The sequence below is a fragment of the Corynebacterium striatum genome, from assembly GCF_016728105.1.
GTDB lineage: Bacteria > Actinomycetota > Actinomycetes > Mycobacteriales > Mycobacteriaceae > Corynebacterium > Corynebacterium striatum.
In genome coordinates this window covers 2,248,118-2,267,385 of record NZ_CP068158.1, presented here as the reverse complement: position 1 = coordinate 2,267,385, position 19,268 = coordinate 2,248,118, and the positions used below count along the sequence as shown (strand labels likewise).

Genomic DNA, 19,268 nt, shown 5'->3' with positions numbered 1-19,268 from the left:
GAAGTTGGTTTCCTCGCCCTTAAAAATAAGTAGCTGTTTTTCTTAATCTGAGCTGCTCATACTACCATCGGCAGCCGCCTGCTTCCTAGCCCGGCGACGCCGACAGGGAGGGAGGAACCAAACATGTGGCCCGCGCCGTCGTAAAGCACGCTTGGCGACGTCGTATGCCGCACCGGTAGGTCCACATTGATCGCTGGAATGCGCAGGCGCGCAATAGAGCCGCTGGCGGAGGGATCGGATACCTCGGCAACAGGCAGGACCTTGTTCCAGCCACTCGAGATCACGGTTCCGGCCTCAGAGTCGGTGGTGAGCTTGGAGGATGTCTGATGGTTTGTGTGTGGGGTTCAGCCCCAAGCGCTACAAGTACGGCGCGTATTAACCCGGTAAGCAAAAAGAAAAAGCCAAAGCCGCCGTCAACGGAACCAAACCAACTCGTCTTCCACGATTCGTGTCCAAAACCGGGGCGAAGCTTACTATCAACGAGAAAGCCTACGGCAAGGCCTTGTCGCTAGCAGGCCGGAAAGGCGACGTAACCAGCTGCCCTAAGAACAGCTGTCTAGTCGAGATGTCATTAGCTTTTACCACAAGCTCTACCACCTCGAAAACGCCCTCCGGATGGCGAAAACCGACTTGCAGGCGCGACCAATCCTCCACCGTACGCCACACGCTATCCGTGTCCACTTGACGGTTGTGATGGCGGCTTTAGCCAGGCCAAAGCACATATACCTCACAAGTGGCTTGACCGCGCCGAAACTCGCGGACTAAACCAAATTGTGAAAGTCAGGTAAAAGTCATCAGTCTTTCTATGGCGGGTGTTACTTGCCGGCGCAGCTCCGTACGGCACGCCCTCATAAGAAGAAATGTCGCCCGATTGTCTCACTTTGTTAGACCTCTACCGACTTGCGAGATGCATTTATGTCCCATGTACTGGGAAAACACGCCTTAAGATCGCCACGAGCATGCCCTATGCTTACCAGGAAAGCACGAATCCCCGCGCACAATCTCTTTTGAGACCGCGGCGGGGGTGGCTACTGAGCCCGGAGTGGGTACCTACTTATGGCAGGAGAGCCCGCAGCTGAGCCGGGAGCAGCGGCTTAATGAACGACAGCGCGGCGGCCAGGATGCCGAGAACCGCGACGATGGCGGCGATTCCTGCTCCGTCGATCGAAGACAGACCGTGTTCGCCACCGGGCTTATTCGAGCCATCAGGGTGCTTCGAGTCACCGGGCTTATCCGAGCCACCAGGCTGCTTCGAGTCACCGGGCTTATCCGAGCCACCAGGCTGATTCGAGTCATCGGACGGATTCGAGTCGTAGCTCTTCCCGTCGATGCATGCCTCCAGCGCCTTCTTCAAGTTATTGTTGGCGGTGAACCTCTTCTGTTTCTCCTCCAGCGCGCTCTTCAAGGCCGCCTTCTTCGCCTCGTCAAGTCCGGGCTTATCCAGTTCCTGTTTATCCTTCTCTATTTCCGCGCTAAGGGCAGGCAGCTGTTTGTCTAGGAGGGTCGCTTTAAGATGAGCAGCGTAGTCCTTGTCGATCTTTGCCGGCGGAGTCAAGCCTATCAAGCCAGCTTCTTCTTCAGTGACCTTAATGGTGCAGGTCTTATCATCATTGACCGTGAGAGTCATGGCATTCGCCGGCGCAACAACCGCACCAGAGGCGACGGCGACGGCAGCGAAGGACGCGAGTGAACGCTTGAACATAGGAATCTCCTTGGAAGAGTAAAAGGATGAGACTGCCGCGAGACAGCAGTGCTAGCCGTATTTTATTGATAATTGCCGGCCGCTGTCAAAACGCGAAACGGCGAAAGATAACGCGATTTTTATCCCTGATACCCCAGGAGCAAACATCTCGCTCACAGACCATGACTTTTCACCCGTAGGTGGATTTATGCCAGGGGTTTCAAGCAACCCGGGGCATAAAAGACCGAGCCGCAGTCAGGACGGCTGGGCTCGGCGTGAGCACCCGACTTTCACAACAAATCCCGTGTTTGCTGGCCCCTAACGCTGTGGCCTGGGGTTATGCTGTGTTGGAAAGGCGTTTTTGCGGACTAAGGCCGAATCCGGCTTGACTTTCCTGATGATGAGGACATGCGTGTGAGTGCCGAAACAATCTATGAAGCTTTCTATCTTGAGCCAAAAGGCCGACTTAAAGACCTAGGACTCTCACTGCCCAGTGGGCGTACTAAACGCCGTACGCGCACTAGCGTGCGCGAGCAGTCACCCCGCAGACGCTTTGTTGATGAGTTCTGCTCCATTGACCAGCGCCCAGCAGAAGCTAATGACCGGGCTGTACCTGGCCACTGGGAAGGGGATCTCATTTTGGGAAAGGACAACAAGTCAGCTGTTATCACACTGGTAGAACGCACAACACGGTTTAGCGTCCTAGGTCATTTACCTGGGCGTCATGATGCCCAGTCGGTTCTAGACTCGCTTAAAGACACCGTCCAAAGCCTAGATCAGCCGATGCGGTCTTCGATCACCTGGGATCAAGAAAAACGAAAAGAAGGCCTGACACCTCAATCGGAATCAGACCTTCTTGGCGTTATTTATTTAGGCAGAAGCCTCAACTGCAGCCTGCTCAGCCGGAACGATGTTCACGATGCGGCGGTTGCGCTTGATAGCGAACTCAACAGCGCCTGCCTCGAGTGCGAACAGGGTATCGTCGCCACCGCGACCAACGTTCTCACCTGGGTGGAACTTGGTGCCGCGCTGACGCACGATGATCTCGCCGGCCTTAACCTGCTGACCACCGAAGCGCTTGACACCGAGACGCTTGGACTCGGAATCGCGACCGTTGCTGGAGCTGGAAGCACCCTTCTTGTGTGCCATGTGATTTTCCCTCCTTCAGGGATGTAATAGCCGGTTAAGGCTTACTTGATACCGGTGATCTTCAGAACGGTCAGCGGCTGACGGTGGCCCTGACGCTTCTTGTAACCAGTCTTGTTCTTGTACTTCAAGATGTCGATCTTCGGGCCCTTGCCCTGCTCGACGATCTCAGCGGAGACGGAGACCTTCTCGAGGTCAGCAGCCTTTGCCTTAACGGTGGCGCCATCGACGAGCAGAACCGGGGTGAGAGCTACGGACGCACCCGGCTCACCCTCGATCTTCTCGACCTTGACGAGGTCACCTTCAGCAACCTTGTACTGCTTTCCGCCGGTCTTGACGATCGCGTACATAGAGGGTTACCCCTTATCTAAACTCGGCTCAGAAGCAGCAGGGTGAGCCACTTCTGAATGGACAATTACTTATTGCGTTTATACCTGCCGCTCACCTGCAGGAGCCCGCGTGAAATCCGCGACCCGACCCGCCGAGGCGCATTCGTGGTCTAAACAGCGACTGTCAAAGACTACCCCGCCACGGGCAGAAAATACAAACCGCGTATTTTCTGCCCCGCGTGGCGTTGACCTACTTTGCGCTGCGCCGTGCTACGCGGCGTCGCCCGCGTGTTCCCACCTTCGGGGTTTCGGCCGCCTCTGGCTTCTTGTCTGCTTTCTTGGCGACCTTTGCCTTTTCCTTGGGCTGAGCTGCGCTTTCCGACGTCTCCCCTGCCCCATTCTGGGGTGCCTTCCGGGCGACGACCTTACGCACAGCGCGCTTGCGACCACGGCGGATTACCTTAGTTTCCTCTGCCGGCGTTTCCTCTGTTTTCACCTGCTCGACTGCAGCCTGTGGAGCCTTAACTGTGGTGTGGCGAACTGCCCTGCGGCGACCACGCGCACGCCTAGCTGCCGCCTTTGGTTTATCCTCTGCCCTCTGCTCCGGCTTCGCTTCCTCGGAGTGGTGCTTAGCCGGCGATAGAAAGTCCTGCGGCTGCGGGCGGTGATCCGAACGCGAGTTGCCACGGGTGCGACGCTTACGACGCGGGGAGGCCTCGAACTCAGCTACGGCTTCCTCGTAGGTCTGCTCAGACTTCCGCGGCTCGGACTTCTGCGGCTCGGATTTCCGGGACGCGTTGGTACGGGCACTGCGACGGCGGCCACGGCCGCGAGAGCGCTTTGCGCCCTCGTTTTCGCGCTGCTCCTTTTCTTGATTTTCAACCTGTGCTTCTACCTGAGGTTCCTCGTCGGCGACGTAGGAGTTGAACTCGGCGACGTCGTCAAGCTCAGCTGCATTATCGGCAGCTGCATAGCCGATGCGGGCGATGTCATCCGCGGAGTCCTGTTGCTCCTTGTATGTGTGGCCCTCTTGGCGGTTAGAACGGCGGGAGCGGCGGCCGCGGCGCTGCTTACGGTTGTTCTCCTGAGAATCGTTGTGCTCGCGCTTTTCGTCTTTGTCATCGTTGACAATAATGCCGGCGACGAGATCCTCGATGGAGGTCTTCTGTTCCACATGAGACTCAGCGTCGTTGGAAGCTGCCGCGCGGGCTTCCTCGGCTTCCTCGTGGCGGTGCATGGCCACGGCAGCTGGGTGCTGCTGGGGATCGTGTTCTGGCTTGCGGCGCTCGCGACGCGGACGACGACCCTTGTGTTCGTGGGCGTCATTTTCCTGCTCTTCATCCACTGGGTACTCGTGGATGATGATTCCTCGGCCGTGGCACGCCTCGCACTCAGTGGAAAAGGTCTCGATGAGGCCAGTGCCCAGGCGCTTACGGGTCATCTGTACCAGGCCCAAGGAAGTGACCTCCGAGACCTGGTGGCGCGTGCGGTCACGGCCAAGAGCCTCCTTGAGGCGGCGCAGGACCAGCTCCTGGTTTTCAGGCAGGACCATGTCGATGAAGTCGACGACGATCATGCCGCCCAAGTCACGCAGGCGCATCTGGCGCACAATTTCCTCGGCTGCCTCCAGGTTGTTGCGGGTGACAGTCTCTTCGAGGTTGCCGCCGGAACCGGTGAACTTGCCGGTGTTGACGTCGATGACGGTCATCGCCTCAGTGCGGTCGATGACAAGCGTGCCGCCAGACGGCAGCCACACCTTACGGCTGAGCGCCTTGTGCAGCTGCTCGTCGATACGGTAGGTCACGAAGGCGTCCTCGCCACCGTGCTCGCGGGCGTCGTACTTCTCCACGCGGTCGGCCAAGTCGTGGGCCATGGAATCAACGTAGGCGCTGACGGTGTTGTAGGAACGGCGACCATCAACGATGAGCTTGGTGAAGTCCTCGTTGAAGAGGTCACGGACGACCTTGACCAGCAGGTCCGGCTCTTCGTAAAGGGTGACCGGCTTGGCGCCCTTGGTGGACTTCTCATGATCGGCGCGCTTGGTGATGTCCTCCCACAAGTTGTGGAGACGGTTCACGTCAGTTGCGATTGCTTCCTCTGACACGTTCTCCGCAGCGGTACGGATGATGGCGCCGCCGTCACCCGGGATAACGCGCTCGAGGATGCCCTTGAGGCGCTTGCGCTCAGGGACAGGCAGCTTGCGGGAGATACCTGCGCTGCGGCCACCTGGAACGTAGACCAGGTAACGGCCTGCCAGGGAAATCTGGGTGGTCAGACGTGCGCCCTTGTGGCCGATTGGATCCTTAGCCACCTGAACCAGGACTTGGTCACCGGACTTGAGTGCGTTTTCGATCTTGCGTCCGCGTCCGCCAAGGCCCGCGGCACGCCAGTCCACCTCACCGGCGTAGAGGACGCCGTTGCGTCCCTGTCCGATGTCGATGAAGGCAGCCTCCATGGAAGGCAGGACGTTTTGTACGCGGCCCAGGTAGATGTTGCCAATGAGCGAAGTTTGCGCCTCGGTGGTGACGAAGTGCTCGACGAGGAGGTCATCCTCGAGGACGCCCACCTGGGTGATGATGCCGGCGCCGTCGGTGCGCTCCTTGTCGCGGACGACCATAGTGCGCTCAACAGACTCGCGACGTGCGAGGAACTCTGCCTGGGAGACGATGTGCTGACGCACGCGCCCCTTCTCGCGCAGCTCTGCGCGACGGCGACGCTGCGCCTCAATCCGGGTAGAGCCCTTGATTGCCTTTGGCTCTTCGATGAGCTCTGGTTCATCGGTGTTGTTTCGGGCGTCTTGGCGTGAATCACTGCCGCCGCGACCGCGGGAGGTGCCACGGCTGCCACGACGGCGTCCGCCACCGCGGGATTCTTCCTTGTGAGAGTCGTCGTCTTCGCGGTCCTCGCGCTGCGCACGCGGCGCTGGCTTCTCAAGCTTCGGCGCCATGAAAATCGGCGCGAAGTCGTAGACTTCCGGCTCGTCGTCCGGCATCGGAGTGATGACTGGGGCGTAGTCGTCCTCGTCGAAGTCATCGCCGGCCTCTACGAGAGCTTCATGCAGCTTCTCGACGTCGACAGTGCCCGTGTCCTGCTGAACCTCACGGTCCTGGCGTGTCTCACGGTCCTGGTGCTCCTCACGCTGCTCTTCGGCGGCGTCGACAAGCTCTGCCTCGACTTTCTCCTCGATCTGGGAGATCTCGTTCTCGACATTCTTGCGAACGCGGTTGCGCAGCTTCTCGTCAGCAGTGGGGTCTTCCGTCTGCTCCTGAGCAGCCTTCTTGGTGGATTTCTTGACCGCGCGCTTCGTGGTCTTCTTAGCTGGTGCTTCTGCAGCAGCGTCAGTGCCCTTGGCCGGAGCGGCCTTGGCGATGATGGCGTCGAAGACTTGACCAATCTCTTCTGGGGTCAGCGAGGACTGAGCGACCTTCTTGAGCCCGAGCTCTGCGTACTCGGCAGCGAGCTCTTTGGAGCTCAAACCGATTTGTTTGGCCACGGTGTGGAGGCGGGTCTTCGCGGCGAAGCTGTCCCTGTCTACTTTTTGGGCAAATGCTGCCGCCGCGGAAACCGGGTTTTCAGTTGTAGTTTTTGCGTTTTCGTTCTTCTTGGTTTCAGTCTTTTTAGTCGCCATGCGGTGACGTTCTCCTGACAAAATCAGCGGCACAATCCCCGGGCGCAGGCAACAAGATTTCTGTAACTGTTGTTTCAAACGTCTACTCGTTACCGCCGCCGCACGAGGGAGCCGGAATGTATGGTGCTTTATTTAGTTTTCTTCCGTCCATTCTGGCACAACTTTGCTCTCGTCTGTGCTTTGCCGAACGCTCTTGTGATCTATCCTGTTGACCATGGCGGAAATCGATGAGCGCACTGGGGGGCCTGAGGAAGGCGCAGACGCCACTGCGGAAGTCGCCAAACCTGTGGACACACCGCACACAGTGGCGCAGGCACGAGCGCTTAATGAACCATCAATCAAAGATTTGTTCATCACGAGCGTTCCCCTGTCGCTGGCCTTTGCGCTCTCAAGTTCCGATCTTCCGCATTACCCCGGCCAGTATGTGTTGGTAGGTATTTGCATCGTCTTGACGGTTGCCGCGGGCATAAACGTTGTTCGCAAAAAGCCGAAGCTCATTCAGGCCGCGCCCGAAGAATTCAAGTCGGGCGACTACTCTTCGCTTGCGTACATCGGGCCGTTTCTTCCCATTGCACTGCCTCCCGTCCTGTGGGGCATGGACGACCTTGGACTCCTCCCAGATGTGACCGTCTCCCCTATCCTTTTGAGCGTCGTGAAGGCAATCTACTTGGTCCCGGCCTTCTCCCTAGGCGCGTGGGCAAGTCTGAATGGCCCCTACCGCGTGGGGCGCAGGAGGATCCGCAAGACTTTGGAGTCCACTTCGCTTGAGGGAATCACTGTCACCACGCTCGATGCAGTGACAAAGCATGCAGACATCATTTCGTGTCTTGTGGCCGCAGGTGCGGTGGAGGGAAACATGGTGACCGCGGCACGCCTTAGCAAACTGTTGGGTGCCACGCCAGAGTTGGAAGAGCGCCTACGAGAGCTGGAAAAGGTCGGCGTGGTGAAGCTGCGCGGTGTGCGCCATTCCGATAACACTCGCACGTGGGATGTCACGCTGACCGAGTTGGGTGTGCGGAGCATGCATGAGGCGCGGACGCGTTAGTTGGGGGCTGGGGCCGCTAAGGCTTGGGCCGCGCATTTTGCCAAATAGTGCGCTGAAATGGGGTGGTTTTGGCGGCATATTTGGCAAATTGCGCCAACGCGGTGCAAATACGGCATCAGCGAAAGAGAAAGCGAAAGAGAGGGGACGCCAAGCACGAGGAAAGCCCGCACTCGCCAAGCGAGTGCGGGCTAAAAAGCTAGATGCTTTACAGGTTCGGGAACCAGATGGAGATCTCGCGCTCTGCGGACTCTGGGGAGTCGGAACCGTGGACGACGTTCTCGCCAACGGTCAGAGCGAAGTCACCGCGGATGGTCCCCGGGGTGGCCTTGGAAACTGGGTCGGTGCCGCCGGCCAGCTGACGCCACGCCTCGATGGCGCGCTCGCCCTCGACAACGCCGGCAACGAGCGGTGCGGAGGTGATGAAGTCAACGAGCTCGCCGAAGAATGGCTTGTCCTCGTGCTCTGCGTAGTGCTTCTTAGCGGTAGCCTCGTCTGCAACGCGCAGATCCATAGCAACCAGCTTGAGGCCCTTGCGCTCGATGCGGGCAATGATCTCGCCGATGTGGCCGTTCTTAACGCCGTCCGGCTTGATGAGAATGAGTGTACGTTCAGTCATGGGTGACATAGTACTAAAGCAATGGCGCATCGTCTTGCGCTAGGGGGTTTAAGTGAGCTGTCGCACGATTTCCTCGGCGTGCTCGTATCCCACCCCTTTAAACCACAGCTGAACTTGCTTGACCGCCGTGCCAAACTGACCGTTGTCAAGCAGGCGGCGAAGCTCCTCACGCTGGGATTCGTCAAGGTCTTCCACAGAGACCGCAGCGGCTGGCTTAGCCGATTGCATAAGCCCCAGAACTAGGAACACGGCTGCAGCAACGAGGGCCACGAGGGGCGCCCACGGCTGGCCGGTCATGGCACGCAAGATGAGGGCAGCGATGCAGCCCAAGGCCGCCAATGCGAAGTAGAGATAGCGCATGGTTGCTCAGTTTACGGCGAGACTAGCCGCGGCGCTGCGGGAGCGTGGCGTCGCCAGCAAAGAACTTGGGACCAATCCACAGCATCACGTAGACCAAGGCCACGAGGACGGGGACCTCTACCAAGGGACCCACCGTACCAGCGAGGGCTTGGCCGGAAGCCGCGCCAAAAGTGCCAATGCAGACGGCGATGGCCAGCTCGAAGTTGTTGCCGGCGGCAGTGAAGGACACGGCAGCCGCCTGCGCGTAGTTCATGCCGCTTAGCTTGGCCGTCACCAGCGCCACGCTAAACATCACCACGAAGTAGAGGAAGAGTGGAATTGCCACCTTCACCACGGACCATGGTTCAGAGGAGATCTGCTTTCCTTGCAGGGCAAAGAGCAGGACGATGGTGTAGAGCAAGCCGATGAGAGCCAGCGGCGAGATGCGTGGGATGAAGACGTCGTTGTACCACTGACGCCCCTTGAACTTCTCTCCCAGGATGCGGCTTAGCACGCCTGCCAGCAGGGGGATACCGAGAAATAACAGAACTGAGGTCACAATCGCCCAAAAGCTGAACTCGGCGGAGGTGGTTTCAAGGCCCAGCCAGGAAGGAAGAATGTGGAGATAAAACCAGCCCATGACACCAAACATGAAAACCTGGAACACGGAGTTGATGGCCACCAGCACTGCGGTGGCTTCGCGGTCGGCACAGGACAGATCAGTCCACACCAAGACCATGGCGATACAGCGGGCAAGGCCGACGATGACGAGGCCGGTGCGCAGCTCGGCGTCGTTAGGCAGGAACAGCCACGCCAGGGTGAACATCACCAGCGGGCCCACCAGCCAGTTGAGAATGAGCGAGACCGTCATCAAGCGCTTGTCGGCCGCGATTTCAGCAGCCTTGTCATAGCGAACCTTGGCCAGCGGCGGGTACATCATGACGAGGAGGCCAAGCGCGATGGGAATGGAGATGCTGCCTACCTTGACGCTATCGAGGGCGTCGGAAAGCCCCGGCGCGGCATTGCCTAACAGAAGACCGAACCCCATCGCGAGCAAGATCCACAACGGCAGGAAGCGGTCAAGAATTGACAGTTTCACGGACATTTTCTCCGCGGCTTGAGTGGTCACAGCTTACCTTTCATATCGATTCCTATCGATATGAACATAAGCCGTTCTATCGGCAGTCGTCAATATATAATGGGTGCATGCCCTCCCCCAACCAAGAATGCTGCGCACTGGGCGCGAATCCGCTAACTGCCGAAGAAGCGCAGAAGTACGCCCAGCTATTCAAAATATTGGGCGACCCCGCCCGCCTAAGCCTGCTTTCCCAGCTGGCGACGGAAGGCTGCGGACCAGTCAGTGTCAATGACCTCACCAAATCTAGCGGGCTCAGCCAGCCCACCGTATCCCATCACCTAAAGAAACTCACCGAGGCCGGACTGCTCACGAAGGAACGCACCGGCCGCACCGTCACTCATACAGTTGTGCCCGCAGCCTTTGCAGAGCTGCGGGCAGTGCTCGACCTAGGTTAGTCGCTCCAGCCGGCACAAACAGCGGCACCCACAGCCCCTCCACCAAATGGAACTTATGCATTTTCCGTAAAGGTACCCCTTTGCGCCACCCCCACGGCACACTAAGGTTAGCTTTACCTACGTTAGGTGTGCTTAATTTATTCACGCCAGTGAGATCCATTTTCGGCTCTTCCCACTGACACTTTAAATTTTCATCTTCGTTCTCTCCCAAGGAGGATCAATGACTTCTCGCCGTGGCACAGTTCTCGCCGCACTAGTGACAGCTTCTCTTATTCCGCTTGCGCCACCTGCTCTGGCTATCCCCGCCACGGACGGCCACCTGACCTGGGGAATCCGCGCCAGCTTCAACAACTACACCGGCGGTGCCACCTTGGTCAAAGATGGCGCCACGCGCAAAGGCAACGCTTTCGAATTCGAACTAACCGACCTCACTGTCGATAAGGCAGCGAAGCGAACCGAAGCGCAATTCAACGGCACGGTGGTCTACCGAAAGTACTGCAAAAACGCATCGAACCCGCTCGAAGGCCACTGCGACCTCGATCTCCACTTCGAGGATCCCAAGGTCGTGCTCGCTCCGGAAGAGTCGTATCTCGAAGCGACGGTCAGCTCACGCCAATACCTCTCCGGCACTACCTTCGCCCCTGAAAAGCCGGTAAAAATTGCGAAGCTCCAACCTCAATCGGCAACGCTGCGAGAAGCCAACGGCCGCGTCGATTGGTCGAATATTGCATCGACGCTAACCCCCGAGGGAAACACCATGTTCAGCGAGTTCTACACTGACGGCGAAGGCCTCGACCCAGTCTCCTTGAGCTATGCCGGTGAGGCCGCTCCGCTCAATACGTCTGGGCCAACGCTGTCTACCGCGCAATGGGACTCGAAGGCAAAGTACGACGATGGCGTTCACCAGCTTTTTGAAGCCGGCCAGAACATCATCGTCTCCATGCCCAACGGACACGGTTTTGCGCTCCTCAACTCGGAGCTTAAAGAGCTCGCTTCCCGCCCCGCAGCCACGACCGACCGCAACATCGTGACCTTCGATTCCCAGCATTCGGTGCTTTACTACGGCGAGGGCTACGACTTGAAGGCAGTGGACGTCACCGCTGATTCATTGTCCGAGCCACGCACCGTCTTCACTGCTTCCCAGCCCATCTACGCCGTGGGATACCACCCAGAGACTGACACCGTAGCCGCAGTAGCTACCGGCAAGGATTATTCCTTTACCAGCGCAACTTTGGTCACCGGTACCAAAGGTTCGTTCCACGAAGCAGAGCTTCCCGACGCCGCGCAGCTCTTTGGCGATACCCCAGCTTCCGGCGGCGCATGGGGCAATATCTTTAGTCCCAAAGACAACGCGGAACTCGTGCCCATGGAAGATGGAACTTTCTTGTACAACGGTTCCGTTGACATCATGCTCGACAACGAGGACAAATCCGCGAAGGGGCTGCTCTATTCAATCAAGCCCTCCGCTACTGAGGTCGGTGACCGAGCAAAGTTTATGAAGGGCTCACGCCACGGCGACAACACTTTGTACATGAACTCATTGGTTAGCGATGGCTCCACCATCTACCGCTTCGACAAGAATCCGAACCGGGCCTCCGCCGTGGCACAGATCCTGCGCTACGATGCTGCCCAGCGCGATGTAGTAGCCGTAACCGAGCCCACGCGCTCAGTGCTCCCGGGCTGGGCGTCGCTAGCTTTCGACGCCGAAGGCACGCCGATTCAACAAAATGGCGCAACAGGGGATCTCAACTGGCTCAAGCCGGGAACGTTTGAGACCACTGCTTCCTTCACCCTTCCAAACGGCCGCGAAACAACCAACGTGGCCAATGGCTCATTCATCGCCCGCAAGGACGGAGCCATTTTTGTCCCCACCCTCGATGAATCGCGCGGAGATTATGAGGAGTATTATGTGCTGCGCCGCGTGGATACTGCGGCCAAAGAACCGGCCCCGCAGCCGGTGCCCCCAGCTGAAAGCTCCCCGCAGCCAACACCTCCAACTGAAAGCTCCCCGCAGCCAACACCTCCAACTGAAAGCTCCCCGCAGCCAACACCTCCAACTGAAAGCTCCCCGCAGCCAACACCTCCAACTGAAAGCTCCCCGCAGCCGGTACCTCCAACTGAAAGCTCCCCGCAGCTGGTACCTCCAGAAAAGCCCAAGAAGCCTTCGCCTTCCTCTTCAGCAGGGACTCCTCTCGCAGTACTGCTAGGCCTCTTTGCGGCAATCGCCGTTGCAGTCGGTGCTATCAAGCCGCTGCACTCATTCCTTCTCCAGGTCCAGCGAACGCTGGGGCTTTAACCAGATAAAGCCTGGTTATGCAAGCAAAAGACGTCCTGCGTGAATCCCTGAAGGACACGTAGGACGTCGTCTGTGCTTAAACTCGCAACACTTAACTCGACTTATTGAGGTGCTGGGTGGTGAGGTAGCCGCGCTTCATGCGCTCGACGATGATGCCACGCATATAGGAGGCCATCAGCCACAACAGGCCGAAGATTATCATGATGGCGGCGATGGACCAGTGGATTATAAAGCCTAAGACGATTGCCAGCACGTGCAGCGCAATCATGGCGTTGACAATCCACGGCTTGTTCATAAACGCGAAGCTCACCAAGAGAATCACGGCCATGCCGATGACCACCGAGTAATTGAAAGGCGTCCACAAGGTGCCGTCATAGAGCTTGTAGAGCAGCGGCAACGCGAGCACCAGCGTGAGCAGCTCCATGGTCAGGGAGCTGGCCACAACCATTCCGCCGAACTGCTTCAGCGGGTCCTTGACCGGGGCCTCACCTAGGCCAAGGGGGCTGATTTCCTCAGCGGGGACACTGTTGGGCACCCTGTTGGGCACACTGTCGCGGCGAGAGTCACTCATGCGGGATCCTTTCCAAACATCGCGCGGGCGTCGCCAGCGGTGACGACTGAACCCGTGATGACGATACCTGAGCCGGACTGAACTTCCGCATCCTCCGCAAGCTCCACTGCTTGCGCGTAAGCACCGGGCAGATCAGGCTCCACGTAGACGCGCTCCTCGCCGAAGATATCGCGAGCAAGTTCCGCAAGCTCATAGGCATCACGTGCACGAGGTGAAGAATTCTGCGTGATGACAACCTCCGTCAGGTAAGGCTCCAACGCGGTGAGGATGCCTTCGGCGTCCTTGTCCTCGAAGATGCCGAGCACGCCGATGAGACGTGCGAAGTCGAAGTCGCGATCCAGTGCCGCACCCAACGCCTTGGCGCCGTGCGGGTTGTGGCATGCATCGATGAAGGTCGTGGGGCTGGTGCGCACGCGCTCTAGGCGGCCGGGCGAAATAGCCTTGGCAAAACCAGTGCGCACGGTGGCAATATCGAGCGGTTTGCCAGACGATGCCCCGAAGAAGGCCTCGACCGCAGCCAGCGCCACGCCCGCATTCTTGGCTTGGTGCTCGCCGTGCAGCGGCAGGAAGATGTCCTCATAAAGACCGCCCAGGCCCTGGATGTTGAGCTGCTGACCGCCCACCGCAATGCGAGATTCGAGCACGGCGAACTCGCTGCCGGAGCGCGCCACACCCGCGCCGACCTCCACCGCGCGGTTCAGGATCACCGTCATGGCTTCCTGCTCCTGCTCGGCGATGATGGCGATGTTCTCACGCGGGGCCAACACATCGTCCGCATCGACGTCGCGTGCCTTGATGATGCCGGCCTTCTCCCCCGCGATCTCGGCGAGGGTATCGCCTAGGTAGTCGGTGTGGTCCAAGCCCACCGGCATAATGACGGAGACCTCGGCGTTGACCACGTTGGTGGCATCCCAGGTGCCGCCGAGGCCGACCTCGACCACGGCGACGTCGACAGGCGCATCAGCGAAAGCCGCGTAGGAAATCGCCACGAGCACCTCAAACTTGGACATCGGGATGTCGGACTGCGCGTCCACCATCTCCACATAAGGCTTGATCTCATTCCAGATACGCACGAAGTCACGCGGGTGAATCGGGCGGCCATCGATGCCTATGCGCTCGGTGACCAGCTGTAGGTGCGGGCTCGTCACCAATCCGACGCGGCGGTGGAAGGCACGCAGCAAGGAGTCGATCATGCGGGAAGTCGAAGACTTGCCATTCGTGCCCGCGACGTGGATGACCTGGAAGGACTTCTCCGGATTACCCAGCAAATCCATCAACGCCTGGATGCGTTCCAGACTCGGAGCGATCTGGGTTTCGGGCGCGCGGGCGTTGAGCTCGGCGTCGACAAGCGCTAGCGCTTCCAGTTCCTCCGGGCTGACCTCGATGGGAGCGGCTTCCTCGTACTCGTCTGCCGCGCCCATGCCGAGGTTGAGCTGCAGGCCGGACTCCGTGATCTCCACGGATCCGCCCTCAGTGCCCTCCTGCAGGGCGTCGACGAGTTCGTATTCCTCGCGATCTTCTCGCTTGCCCACTACTTAAGTGCCTCCAAGCGTGCGGTGATGCGGTCGACTTCTTCCTGTGCCACCTGCTGGCGGGTGCGGATCTTCTCCACGACCTCGTCCGGAGCCTTGGTTAGGAAGGACTCATTAGCCAGCTTCTTGCCGGTCTGCTCGAGCTCCTTATTTGCCTTGGCCAGATCCTTTTCCAGGCGCTTGCGCTCGGCCTCGACGTCGACTGCGCCGGAGGTATCCAGTGCGACCTCGACGGTGCCCTGGGACAGGCGAACCTCGATGGAGGCGGACGCGGTGAAGCCCTCGCCCGGAACCGTGGTGTTAGCAAGGTTGCGCACCAAATTTTCCTGGCTTACAAGGTCCACCGAGGCGAAGTCCAGGCGACCTGGAACCTTCTGGGAAGGCTTCACGCCCTGATCAGAGCGGAAGCGGCGCAGCTCGGTGATGAGCTTGTCGGCGTCCGCGATGCGGCGTGCGGCAACCTCGTCGGTGGCCACGCCACCGTTGGTATCAGCCGCGGTTGGCCACGGGGCAATCACGATTGACTCGCCGCCGGTAAGTGCCTTCCACAGGACCTCGGTGACGAAAGGCATGGTCGGGTGCAGCAGGCGCAGGACGACGTCGAGGACGCGGCCCAAGACGATCTGGGTGTTGTGGCCGGTCAGCCGCTCCGCGTCTGACGTATCTGCCGAATCGACGTCGCGCGGAATCTGGGACTTGGCAATCTCCAGGTACCAGTCACACAGCTCATCCCAGATGTAGTGATAGAGCAGCTCATTAGCCTTGGAGAACTGGTAATCGTCCAGGTAGGCGTCAAACTTGACGCGCACCTCTTCGGCGCGGTCCAGGATCCAGCGGTCAGCGTCGGTCAGCTCCTCGCGGGCCGGCAGCTCCGCCACGCCAGCGCCGTTCATGAGCGCGAACTTGGTGGCGTTGAACAGCTTCGTGGCAAAGTTACGCGAAGCCGCAGCGGCGTCGGAGCCCAGCGGCAGGTCGACACCCGGGTTGGCGCCACGGGCCAGGGTAAAGCGCAGGGCATCTGCACCATAGTCGCGTACCCAGTCCATCGGGTCGATGCCGTTGCCCAGGGACTTCGACATCTTGCGGCCCTGCTCATCGCGAACCAAGCCGTGCAGGTAGATGTCGTGGAAAGGAATCTGCGGGCGGCCATCGCGCGCGGAGCCATCACCAGCGTTGAGCAGCTCTGGGGTCTGGACGCCAGCGAAGGTGCCGAACATCATCATGCGGGCGACCCAGAAGAACAGGATGTCGTAGGCGGTAACCAGCACGTTGGTTGGGTAGAACTTCTCCAGGTCCGGAGTCTTTTCCGGCCAGCCCAGCGTGGAAAATGGCCACAGTGCGGAGGAGAACCAGGTATCCAGAACGTCTGGATCCTGCTCGTAGCCTGCTGGCGGCTCCTCGTCGGGGCCAACGCAGACGATATCGCGGGTGGTGTTGCCCTCGGCGTCGGTGGTCTCCGGGCCGTACCAAATTGGGATGCGGTGACCCCACCACAGCTGGCGGGAGATGCACCAGTCGTGCATGTCATCGACCCACTCGAAGTAACGCGGCTCGAGGGAGGTCGGGTGAATCTTGGTATCGCCCTCGCGCACTGCGTCGCCGGAGTACTTGGCCAGCTTTTCTACCGCCACGAACCACTGCAGGGAAAGGCGCGGCTCGACCGGCTCGCCGGAGCGCTCCGAGTGGCCCACGGAGTGGACGTAGGGGCGGATTTCCTTGACGATGCGACCCTGCTCGGCGAGAGCTTCACGGATGGCGACTCGCGCTTCCTCGCGGGTCAGGCCATCGAACTTGGTGCCGGTGTTCGCGATGTGACCGGTGGAGTCCATGATGGTCGGCATGTCCAAGTTGTGACGCAGGCCCATCTGGTAGTCGTTCGGGTCGTGGGCCGGGGTGATCTTCACAGCACCGGTACCGAACTCCATGTCCACGTAATCATCAGCGATGACCTTGAGCTTGAGATCCTCGCGGAAGGGGTGAGCAAACTCCTGTCCCACCAGGTCCTTGTAGCGCTCGTCGTCGGGGTGGACAGCAATCGCGACGTCGCCAAGCATGGTCTCCACGCGGGTGGTGGCCACGATGAGGTGTGGCTCGTCGTCGTTTAGCGAGCCGTAGCGGATGGACACGAGCTCGCCCTCGACGTCCTTGTACACGACCTCAATGTCAGAGACCGCGGTCTCCAGCACCGGGGACCAGTTGACCAAGCGGTGTGCCTGGTAGATCATGCCGGCGTCGAAAAGCTGCTTAAAGATGGTCTGGACCGCGCGGGACAGGCCCTCATCCAGGGTAAAGCGCTCGCGGGACCAGTCCACGGAGTCACCAATGGCACGCATCTGCTTCTGGATGGTGCCGCCGTATTCTTCCTTCCATTCCCAGACCTTGGAAATGAATTCCTCACGCTCGTAGTCCCAGCGCTTCTTGCCCTCGGTCTCCTTGAGCTTGGCCTCGACCTTGGTCTGGGTGGCGATACCCGCGTGGTCGGCACCCGGCAGCCACAGGGTGGCATAACCTTGCATGCGCTTGCGGCGAATGATGGAGTCGATGAGGGTGTGGTCTAGGGCGTGGCCCATGTGCAGCTGGCCGGTCACGTTGGGTGGCGGCAGCACGATGGAATAAGGCTCTGCCTCGCTGGTGGCATCCGGGGTGAAGTAGCCTGCTTCCACCCAGGACTCGTAAAGGTCCTTTTCTACCGCCTGCGGCTCCCAGGACTTCGGAAGCGCGTCAGCACGGTTAGTGCCTACTAGTTGCTCTTTATCTACAGCGTTGTTCTGCTCAGTCACCCGGACAAGTCTACCCTGTCGGTCAACTGGCTTTTTCACCCCCATTGGGCGAAAACGGCACCGCGGGCGCCGACGGCTGAATACATTGTCTGTCATGTCTTCACATTCTGGAACTTCCCCGGCGCGCCTGCGTACTCGTTTCTTTGCCAAGGCAAAGGCTAAGGGCGCACCCTTTTCTTGTTTGACCAGCTATGACTGCATGACCGCCGCGGTATTCGATGAGGCGGGAATCGACTTGCTTTTGGTGGGCGATTCCTTGTCCAACGTGGTTTTGGGCCGCGAGACCACGCTCTCGCTGACCATGGAGGAGATGATTCCGCTCACGCGCGCGGTGGTTGAGGCCACCTCCCGCAGCTTCGTGGTGGTGGATCTGCCTTTTGGTTCCTATGAGGAATCCCCGGCGCAGGCTTTGCGCTCGGCGGTGCGCATGCTGAAGGAGACGGGCGCGCAGGCGGTCAAGATTGAGGGTGGCAAGGAGATTGCGCCGACGATTTCCGCTTTGGTTGCCGCGGGCATTCCGGTGTGCGCGCACATCGGGTTCACCCCGCAGTCGGTGCATGCGCTGGGTGGTTTCGTAGTGCAGGGCCGTGGCGAGGCGGCGGGGCCTTTGCTTGCCGACGCCCAGGCTGTTGCCACCGCAGGCGCCTTCGCCGTGGTACTAGAGATGGTTCCGGCTGAGCTCGCGGCGCAGGTGACCAAGGAGGTCTCCATCCCCACCATCGGCATCGGCGCGGGCAATGCCTGCGATGGGCAGATTCTGGTCTGGACCGATGCTTTTGGCATGGGCGCGGGCAAGACGCCGCGCTTTGTGCGCCAGTACGCGGACTTGCGCACCGTGCTTTCCGACGCCGCCCGCGCCTATGCCGCCGACGTGGCTGAGCGTAAGTTTCCAAACGAGGCAGAGTCCTTTAGCGACTCTGTGAAAGAAGGTTAAGTAACCGTGCAGGTATTCACTACTAAAAAAGAACTCGTTGAGTTTCGTGCGCAGCAGGATGGTCAACGCCGCAGCGTGGGTCTCGTGCCCACGATGGGCGCGCTGCATGCAGGCCATGGCTCGCTGATTAAGGCGGCGCGGGAAGCTAACGACGTCGTCGTGGTCTCAGTCTTTGTCAATCCGCTGCAGTTTAGCGATTTGGGCGAGTGCGACGACTTCCGGAACTATCCACGCAACGTGGAGGCAGACGCGGCCTTCGCGGAATCACTAGGCGCCGATGTTGTCTTCGCTCCGAGCGTGGAGGAGATGTACCCGAGTGGCACCCCGCTAGCGTGGGTACGCACCGGGGCCATGGGTGAGGTGCTGGAAGGCGCCTCTCGGCCAGGGCACTTCGACGGCGTGGCTACGGTGGTCTCGAAGCTGTTTAATCTGGTGCGCCCCACCCGCGCATACTTTGGGCAAAAGGATGCCCAGCAGGTAGCGGTGCTGCGCCGGATGGTCGCAGACTTGGACTTCCCCGTTAAGCTGGTGGCTGCGCCCATCGTGCGCGCAGCGGATGGCTTGGCTGAGTCGAGCCGCAACCAGCGCCTAAACGACGCCGAGCGTACGCAGGCCCTTGCACTCTCGCGCACCCTCTTTGGCCTGCGGGACGGCAATTTCAACTCCGTGGAGGAAGCGTCCAAAGCCCTAGATGCAAGCGATGGCGTGCGAGTGGATTACCTCACGGTGGTGGATCCACAAACGCTTAAGCCGGTGGACGTTAGTGCCCGCCCGGCTCTAGCGCTGGTTGCCGCACACGTGGGCCCGGTGCGGCTTATCGATAATCTCGAGCTCTAAC

General features: G+C 59.8%; 16 protein-coding genes and 1 pseudogene. 6 read left to right on the top strand and 11 right to left on the bottom strand.

Annotated features, from left to right (window positions below):
- Positions 1 to 56: 56 nt before the first annotated feature.
- Both I6I72_RS13930 and I6I72_RS10625 read right to left on the bottom strand, forming a co-directional pair.
- Positions 57 to 284 carry a sortase family protein gene (locus I6I72_RS13930; protein ID WP_080970498.1) on the bottom strand — a complete coding sequence of 76 codons (228 nt, stop codon included), beginning with the start codon at positions 282 to 284 and terminating at the stop codon, positions 57 to 59.
- 770 nt (positions 285 to 1,054) lie between these two features.
- Entirely contained in the window at positions 1,055 to 1,702 is a 648-nt protein-coding gene (locus I6I72_RS10625) for a hypothetical protein (RefSeq protein ID WP_049160763.1), read from the bottom strand.
- Between the two features lie 387 nt (positions 1,703 to 2,089).
- Between I6I72_RS10625 and I6I72_RS10620 the strand changes: the two are divergent.
- Positions 2,090 to 2,437: pseudogene (locus I6I72_RS10620) on the top strand (IS30 family transposase); the annotation flags it as partial.
- Positions 2,438 to 2,551: 114 nt separating this feature from the next.
- Here the strand turns inward: I6I72_RS10620 and rpmA are convergent.
- The 3 genes from rpmA to I6I72_RS10605 all read right to left on the bottom strand — a co-directional run bounded on the left by rpmA (position 2,552) and on the right by I6I72_RS10605 (position 6,784).
- The gene (rpmA, locus tag I6I72_RS10615; protein WP_005531747.1) at positions 2,552 to 2,830 is read right to left on the bottom strand and encodes a 50S ribosomal protein L27; all 279 of its coding nucleotides are present in this window, start codon (positions 2,828 to 2,830) and stop codon (positions 2,552 to 2,554) included.
- A 41-nt stretch (positions 2,831 to 2,871) separates the two neighbouring features.
- The gene (rplU, locus tag I6I72_RS10610) at positions 2,872 to 3,177 is read right to left on the bottom strand and encodes a 50S ribosomal protein L21 (RefSeq protein ID WP_005531748.1); all 306 of its coding nucleotides are present in this window, start codon (positions 3,175 to 3,177) and stop codon (positions 2,872 to 2,874) included.
- Positions 3,178 to 3,406: 229 nt separating this feature from the next.
- The gene (locus I6I72_RS10605; protein WP_201806877.1) at positions 3,407 to 6,784 is read right to left on the bottom strand and encodes an Rne/Rng family ribonuclease; all 3,378 of its coding nucleotides are present in this window, start codon (positions 6,782 to 6,784) and stop codon (positions 3,407 to 3,409) included.
- Positions 6,785 to 6,998: 214 nt separating this feature from the next.
- Here I6I72_RS10605 and I6I72_RS10600 point away from each other — a divergent pair, with 214 nt between their 5' ends.
- Entirely contained in the window at positions 6,999 to 7,829 is an 831-nt protein-coding gene (locus I6I72_RS10600) for a hypothetical protein (protein WP_083287728.1), read from the top strand.
- A gap of 205 nt (positions 7,830 to 8,034) precedes the next feature.
- On the opposite strand, the gene ndk is transcribed toward I6I72_RS10600, so the two are convergent.
- The 3 genes from ndk to arsB are packed head-to-tail and all read right to left on the bottom strand — an operon-like array spanning position 8,035 to position 9,889.
- Complete coding sequence (ndk, locus tag I6I72_RS10595) at positions 8,035 to 8,445, bottom strand: nucleoside-diphosphate kinase (RefSeq protein ID WP_034657564.1); 411 nt, start codon at positions 8,443 to 8,445, stop codon at positions 8,035 to 8,037.
- A gap of 48 nt (positions 8,446 to 8,493) precedes the next feature.
- On the bottom strand, positions 8,494 to 8,805 hold the full coding sequence (locus I6I72_RS10590; RefSeq protein WP_046646203.1) for a hypothetical protein: 312 nt from the start codon (positions 8,803 to 8,805) through the stop codon (positions 8,494 to 8,496).
- 22 nt (positions 8,806 to 8,827) lie between these two features.
- Positions 8,828 to 9,889: an ACR3 family arsenite efflux transporter gene (arsB, locus tag I6I72_RS10585; RefSeq protein WP_049146675.1), complete on the bottom strand. Its 1,062-nt coding sequence runs from the start codon at positions 9,887 to 9,889 to the stop codon at positions 8,828 to 8,830.
- 101 nt (positions 9,890 to 9,990) lie between these two features.
- Between arsB and I6I72_RS10580 the strand changes: the two genes are divergently transcribed.
- Positions 9,991 to 10,317 (top strand): ArsR/SmtB family transcription factor, encoded by a 327-nt coding sequence (locus I6I72_RS10580; protein WP_070420472.1) that lies wholly within the window; start codon positions 9,991 to 9,993, stop codon positions 10,315 to 10,317.
- Between the two features lie 220 nt (positions 10,318 to 10,537).
- Positions 10,538 to 12,613 (top strand): HtaA domain-containing protein, encoded by a 2,076-nt coding sequence (locus I6I72_RS10575; protein WP_201806861.1) that lies wholly within the window; start codon positions 10,538 to 10,540, stop codon positions 12,611 to 12,613.
- Between the two features lie 91 nt (positions 12,614 to 12,704).
- On the opposite strand, the gene I6I72_RS10570 is transcribed toward I6I72_RS10575, so the two are convergent.
- From I6I72_RS10570 to I6I72_RS10560, 3 genes are read right to left on the bottom strand one after another with little or no spacing between them, the layout of a single operon-like run.
- Positions 12,705 to 13,184 carry a DUF4233 domain-containing protein gene (locus I6I72_RS10570; protein WP_049146660.1) on the bottom strand — a complete coding sequence of 160 codons (480 nt, stop codon included), beginning with the start codon at positions 13,182 to 13,184 and terminating at the stop codon, positions 12,705 to 12,707.
- A complete protein-coding gene (gene folC / locus I6I72_RS10565; protein WP_049146662.1) occupies positions 13,181 to 14,716 on the bottom strand; it encodes a bifunctional tetrahydrofolate synthase/dihydrofolate synthase in 1,536 nt (511 codons plus the stop codon). Before folC ends, I6I72_RS10570 begins: the two co-directional genes overlap by 4 nt.
- The gene (locus I6I72_RS10560) at positions 14,716 to 17,541 is read right to left on the bottom strand and encodes a valine--tRNA ligase (RefSeq protein ID WP_149721457.1); all 2,826 of its coding nucleotides are present in this window, start codon (positions 17,539 to 17,541) and stop codon (positions 14,716 to 14,718) included. The genes folC and I6I72_RS10560 overlap by 1 nt, the downstream gene beginning before the upstream one ends.
- Before the next feature lie 49 nt (positions 17,542 to 17,590).
- Here I6I72_RS10560 and panB point away from each other — a divergent pair, with 49 nt between their 5' ends.
- Positions 17,591 to 18,430, top strand: a complete 840-nt coding sequence (gene panB, locus I6I72_RS10555) for a 3-methyl-2-oxobutanoate hydroxymethyltransferase (protein WP_149721452.1) — start codon at positions 17,591 to 17,593, stop codon at positions 18,428 to 18,430.
- Between the two features lie 6 nt (positions 18,431 to 18,436).
- Positions 18,437 to 19,267: a pantoate--beta-alanine ligase gene (panC, locus tag I6I72_RS10550; RefSeq protein WP_201806858.1), complete on the top strand. Its 831-nt coding sequence runs from the start codon at positions 18,437 to 18,439 to the stop codon at positions 19,265 to 19,267.
- Position 19,268 lies beyond the last annotated feature (1 nt).

What these genes read in the sequence shown, in the direction of transcription:
- I6I72_RS10625 (WP_049160763.1), bottom strand. Translation starts at nt 1,702, where the DNA reads ATGTTCAAGCGTTCACTCGCGTCCTTCGCTGCCGTCGCCGTCGCCTCT.
- I6I72_RS10575 (WP_201806861.1), top strand. Translation starts at nt 10,538, where the DNA reads ATGACTTCTCGCCGTGGCACAGTTCTCGCCGCACTAGTGACAGCTTCT.
- rpmA (WP_005531747.1), bottom strand. Translation starts at nt 2,830, where the DNA reads ATGGCACACAAGAAGGGTGCTTCCAGCTCCAGCAACGGTCGCGATTCC.
- I6I72_RS10590 (WP_046646203.1), bottom strand. Translation starts at nt 8,805, where the DNA reads ATGCGCTATCTCTACTTCGCATTGGCGGCCTTGGGCTGCATCGCTGCC.
- I6I72_RS10560 (WP_149721457.1), bottom strand. Translation starts at nt 17,541, where the DNA reads ATGGGGGTGAAAAAGCCAGTTGACCGACAGGGTAGACTTGTCCGGGTG.
- I6I72_RS10580 (WP_070420472.1), top strand. Translation starts at nt 9,991, where the DNA reads ATGCCCTCCCCCAACCAAGAATGCTGCGCACTGGGCGCGAATCCGCTA.
- panB (WP_149721452.1), top strand. Translation starts at nt 17,591, where the DNA reads ATGTCTTCACATTCTGGAACTTCCCCGGCGCGCCTGCGTACTCGTTTC.
- I6I72_RS10605 (WP_201806877.1), bottom strand. Translation starts at nt 6,784, where the DNA reads ATGGCGACTAAAAAGACTGAAACCAAGAAGAACGAAAACGCAAAAACT.
- I6I72_RS10570 (WP_049146660.1), bottom strand. Translation starts at nt 13,184, where the DNA reads ATGAGTGACTCTCGCCGCGACAGTGTGCCCAACAGGGTGCCCAACAGT.
- rplU (WP_005531748.1), bottom strand. Translation starts at nt 3,177, where the DNA reads ATGTACGCGATCGTCAAGACCGGCGGAAAGCAGTACAAGGTTGCTGAA.
- ndk (WP_034657564.1), bottom strand. Translation starts at nt 8,445, where the DNA reads ATGACTGAACGTACACTCATTCTCATCAAGCCGGACGGCGTTAAGAAC.
- arsB (WP_049146675.1), bottom strand. Translation starts at nt 9,889, where the DNA reads ATGTCCGTGAAACTGTCAATTCTTGACCGCTTCCTGCCGTTGTGGATC.
- I6I72_RS10600 (WP_083287728.1), top strand. Translation starts at nt 6,999, where the DNA reads ATGGCGGAAATCGATGAGCGCACTGGGGGGCCTGAGGAAGGCGCAGAC.